5 protein-coding genes and 2 pseudogenes are annotated in these 4,042 nt (G+C 50.0%); 5 read left to right on the top strand and 2 right to left on the bottom strand.

Translation table 11 applies throughout. The annotated features are described in order from the left end of the window. Positions 1 to 390, bottom strand: a 390-nt coding sequence (locus LEPBO_RS43530; protein WP_225903989.1) for a DUF6444 domain-containing protein, incomplete at its 3' end; no start/stop codon positions are given. Between the two features lie 145 nt (positions 391 to 535). Continuing rightward, positions 536 to 709 carry a hypothetical protein gene (locus tag LEPBO_RS44200; protein ID WP_225903990.1) on the bottom strand — a complete coding sequence of 58 codons (174 nt, stop codon included), beginning with the start codon at positions 707 to 709 and terminating at the stop codon, positions 536 to 538. A 290-nt stretch (positions 710 to 999) separates the two neighbouring features. Between LEPBO_RS44200 and LEPBO_RS42005 the strand changes: the two are divergent. From LEPBO_RS42005 to LEPBO_RS43535, 5 genes and pseudogenes are all read left to right on the top strand, one after another. Continuing rightward, a pseudogene (locus tag LEPBO_RS42005) lies at positions 1,000 to 1,709 on the top strand (IS1 family transposase). Further along, a complete protein-coding gene (locus LEPBO_RS0133165; RefSeq protein ID WP_017291903.1) occupies positions 1,690 to 2,100 on the top strand; it encodes a transposase in 411 nt (136 codons plus the stop codon). The pseudogene LEPBO_RS42005 and the gene LEPBO_RS0133165 overlap by 20 nt, the downstream one beginning before the upstream one ends. Before the next feature lie 96 nt (positions 2,101 to 2,196). Next, positions 2,197 to 2,631: an IS200/IS605 family transposase gene (tnpA, locus tag LEPBO_RS0133170; protein ID WP_017291904.1), complete on the top strand. Its 435-nt coding sequence runs from the start codon at positions 2,197 to 2,199 to the stop codon at positions 2,629 to 2,631. Between the two features lie 34 nt (positions 2,632 to 2,665). Further along, positions 2,666 to 3,280 (top strand): response regulator, encoded by a 615-nt coding sequence (locus LEPBO_RS0133175; protein ID WP_017291905.1) that lies wholly within the window; start codon positions 2,666 to 2,668, stop codon positions 3,278 to 3,280. A gap of 538 nt (positions 3,281 to 3,818) precedes the next feature. Further along, positions 3,819 to 4,042 (top strand): annotated as a pseudogene (locus LEPBO_RS43535) (BMP family protein); the annotation flags it as partial.

The raw sequence follows: 4,042 nt of genomic DNA on the forward strand, positions 1-4,042 counted from the left end.
TTGGCGACTCTCCCACGATTCCACTTCGACTGCTCTCAACGAGATGCCACAAACTTCACAAGTCTCAACCGGGTGAACCATCACAGCATCTACCTCTTCTGACCACTCTAAGGTCGCTCCTGGATGCCCGCTTTGCCCCCCACTGGAGCGCTCACTTTTGCGCCGTTGGCTTCTCGGTTTCGGCGCAAACCCATCTCCCGATGGTGGTTTACTACTATTGCGGCTATTTTTCGCATGTTGATTCTCCAAAGCTTCTATCCGTTCTTCTAGTCCAGCAATCCGTTGCAATAACCCCTCAACCAGAGCAATGACTGCATCTTCGCCTTGGGCATAGATCGCTCGGATTTCGTCGCGACTCATTGCCAGATTTTTAGGAGTAGGGTCGCTCAAGAGGATGCCCTCACGACAACTTTGAATAGTTTGAACCTTACTGTTATTTGCGTACTTGCCTACAATTCCTTACGATCTTTTAACCTGAGTAGTTACCCGCTGATTTGCGATTGAATCGGATGCATTGCGTGCAACAAGCTGGAAGTTAAGCGACCCCTGGCTCAGAACAACTCGGGGATAGCTCGGATGATTTGCGTTTAGAGGTTCGTTTTTTGACCATTGGATAGCGAGGACGCGGAGTCGGTCGCTCACCCTGGGTTCGTCCTGGAGACTTTCCACGGGGTTTGGGGGCAGGAGCCGGAGTGCCAATGACCGCCAAAATACTAGCGAAGGCTTGAGCGACGCGCCCTGGAGCTAAGTTGTCCTAGGGCGATTGCCAGGGCAAGGGTTGGTCAACACCCTCGGCTCGGGCCCACCACAACTGCCAACTGAGCAACGGCATCAGGGCACTCCAGCGGTCGATCGCCTGCACCGAGGTGAACTGTGGATGGGTCAAATATAATCGCTGTTTAGCAAAACCATACCAATGTTCCAGACTAAATCGGGGTAGTCCTAAACAGGTAAGGATAAAATGAAAGCTGATGTTTAGATTCTCCTGGTGTCGCAGTCATGCTTTCTTGTCCAAGTTGCGAGTCAAAACACACGGTCAAAAATGGCAGAATCCATAACGGCAAACAAAACTATCGCTGTCGGGACTGTGGACGACAGTTCGTGCAAGACCCGCAGAACAAACTGATTGACTAGGCGACTAAAGACTTGATTGATAAGTTGCTGTTAGAGCGGTTGTCATTGGCAGGAATTGCGCGAGTCACCGGGGTTTCTGAGCTATGGCTGCAACGCTACGTGAACGCCAAATATGCTGCTGTGTCACGACGGGTGAGCGTGAGCGCGAAAAAAAGGGGCGATTAACGATCCAGTGCGACGAGTTGTGGTCGTTCGTTGACCACAAAGGAAACAAGCAGTGGGTGTGGTTAGCGATAGATGCAAAGACACGGGAAATTGTGGGGGTGCATATCGGAAACCGTTCAGAAGCGGGAGCCACAGCCTTGTGGCAATCTTTGCCTCCCGTCTACCGACAATGTGCCATCTGCTATACCGACTTCTGGGCAGCTTATGCAGCAGTTTTCCCCAGTAAACGGCATCGGGCGGTTGGCAAGGAGAGTGGTTTGACTAACCGGATTGAACGACTCAACTGCACCCTGCGTCAAAGAATCTCTCGGTTGGTGCGAAAAACCTTGTCCTTCTCCAAGAAGGTGGACAATCACATTGGAGCGATCTGGTACTTCATTCATCACTACAATGCATCCTTACCTGTTTAGGACTACCAGCGTCCGCTTTAGCTACCAACACTGTCAGGATTGTCCCACTCGAGCTGAGTGTACAACCACCAAATCGCGGCAGGGGCGCGCCCTCAACTTGCTGCCTCAAGCTCAGCACGAGGCGTTGCAAGCCGCTCGGCAAGCCCAAACCATGCTGGAGTTCCAGAAGCAGTATGCGCGACGAGCAGGGCTAGAGGGCACGATCTCTCAGGGGACTCGTGCCTTTGACTTACGTCGCTCTCGCTATATTGGACTGGCGAAAACTCACTTACAGGAGGTTGCTACGGCGACTGCCATGAACGTTGTTCGCCTCTGGTATTGGTGGACTGGAATCCCGAAAGCGCAAACCCGCACCTCTCGATTCGCAGCACTTAATCCTGCGATCTCATAATTCGCCAACAGTATCCTTCAGTGGGAGACTTTAGTTGCTACACACCTCCCGATGGCTGAAATAGGCGAACGTGATAGGTTTGAGAGAAAAACTATCATGAGTGACCAACGCCGAGGCAGCCATACGGTAACCCGATTGACAGTGCATCTGGTCTGGGTGACAAAGTATCGATATCCAGTTCTCAAAGGCGAGATTCAGAAACGGTGTCGAGAATTGATTATCCAGATTTGTGATGCTGAAGATGTAAAGATCCTCAAGGGTGTGGTGAGTAAGGATCATGTGCATATGCACATTGAGTATCCACCCTCAAAATCTATTAGTGATCTCGTGAGGCGGATCAAGGGTCGCACGTCACGATTGCTACAGCAGGAATATCCAGAATTGGAGAAGCGGTATTGGGGGAAGCATTTTTGGGCGATTGGGTACGGAGCTTGGAGTACTGGGAACTTAACGGAGGAGTTAGTGCAAGAGTATTTAGAACATCATCGAAATCCATCAAATCAGGACAACGACAATTTCTTGCTGGAATGAGTTCACTTGGGCTTTCAGCCCTGAAGGAACCATTGTGCTGACGCACAATGGGCGGGTTTGGGTAGACAGTGAGGGAGAAGGGCAAGGTGCAACGTTTAGGGTGCGATTGCCAGTGTTACTGACAGAGAATCAACTGCCTGACCACCTGCCTCAAGCAAGCAGACCGCTGGAAGCAGAGCCACTAATTGGATTAAAAATTTTAGCGATCGACAATGATCCAACGATGCTAACCTTTGTCAGTGTTGCATTGAGACAAGCAGGCGCAGAGGTGATTGAGGCAGAATCCGCGATCGCAGCCCTAGAAGCGTTACAACACTACCAACCTGATCTGGTCATTAGTGGTATCGGAATGCCCGAATATGATGGCTACACCCTGATTCGACATCTTCGCTCTTCAGATTGTGATTGTTCACCTGCTTTGAGTCGTCACAAGTATGCAGGCAAAGACTTCAAAATCCCGGATGATGAATCTGTGGAATGTCCCGCTGGGCATCGTATGTACCGCCGTGAAATTCGCTATACACGCCGGGGCGATATGCAAATGCTGTTTAGTATGAATCCGCGCATTTGTGCGAGCTGTCCCGTAAAGCAACATTGTCTGTCCAATGATTCCAAGAACACCAATGGCAGACAAATTTCTGTGATGTGAACAAAGCTGCCTCCGGTTCCGACGGTTGCATTGGAACCTGAGATTACAATTATTGCTCAAGCTCCGACGCAGACTGTACAGGGGACTCAAGCTTTGATTTGGACAGACATTCCAGCGACTCAACTGCGCGAGAGATTCGCCAACACCTGAGGCGACACCAATCTCGGATTGAACAGAGCAATTCAGCAATTCAAACTATCGAACCCGCGATCTCTTACCTGACTCGCAGTCAACGCGCTCATCGACGACTTGCTTGGGCAGAACGTTTGAAACGAAATGCAGCCCGATCCAACACACTCCAGATTTCTGTACAGATTTTTGGCGTGTCGCCCAGGTTAATTGGCTTTGTCAACCGCATACCAGACAAGGGTTCTGAGTCCTCTTAATGTACTGGTTGTGTATCTCGTGGGCACAACAGTAAAGCAACTTGAAGCACAAATCAAGTTTGTCGCTCACCACAAGCTTTACAAACGCTGATTCACAGGGAATAATAAATCAGCCTTTCGGCAAAATCGTTTGACTTCAGCCCCTGCTTCCAATGTTTATGACTTCAAAGCAATCTCTCCAAGTCATTCAGCAATCCCTTGTGCTGCTGACCGTTCCATTCCTGTCGCTGTCTGGCTGTAATTCTGCATCCACAACCTCTCAATCAACCAGCACAACTGTCAGTCCAGCTTCAACCGCTTCTAATGAAGGGATAGCAGGTCGATTTGCGCTGATTATGAATGGTCCGCCTACAGATAAATCTTGGAATCAAAAAGC

The organism is Leptolyngbya boryana PCC 6306, assembly GCF_000353285.1.
In the GTDB taxonomy this organism is placed as follows: Bacteria; Cyanobacteriota; Cyanobacteriia; order Leptolyngbyales; family Leptolyngbyaceae; genus Leptolyngbya; species Leptolyngbya boryana.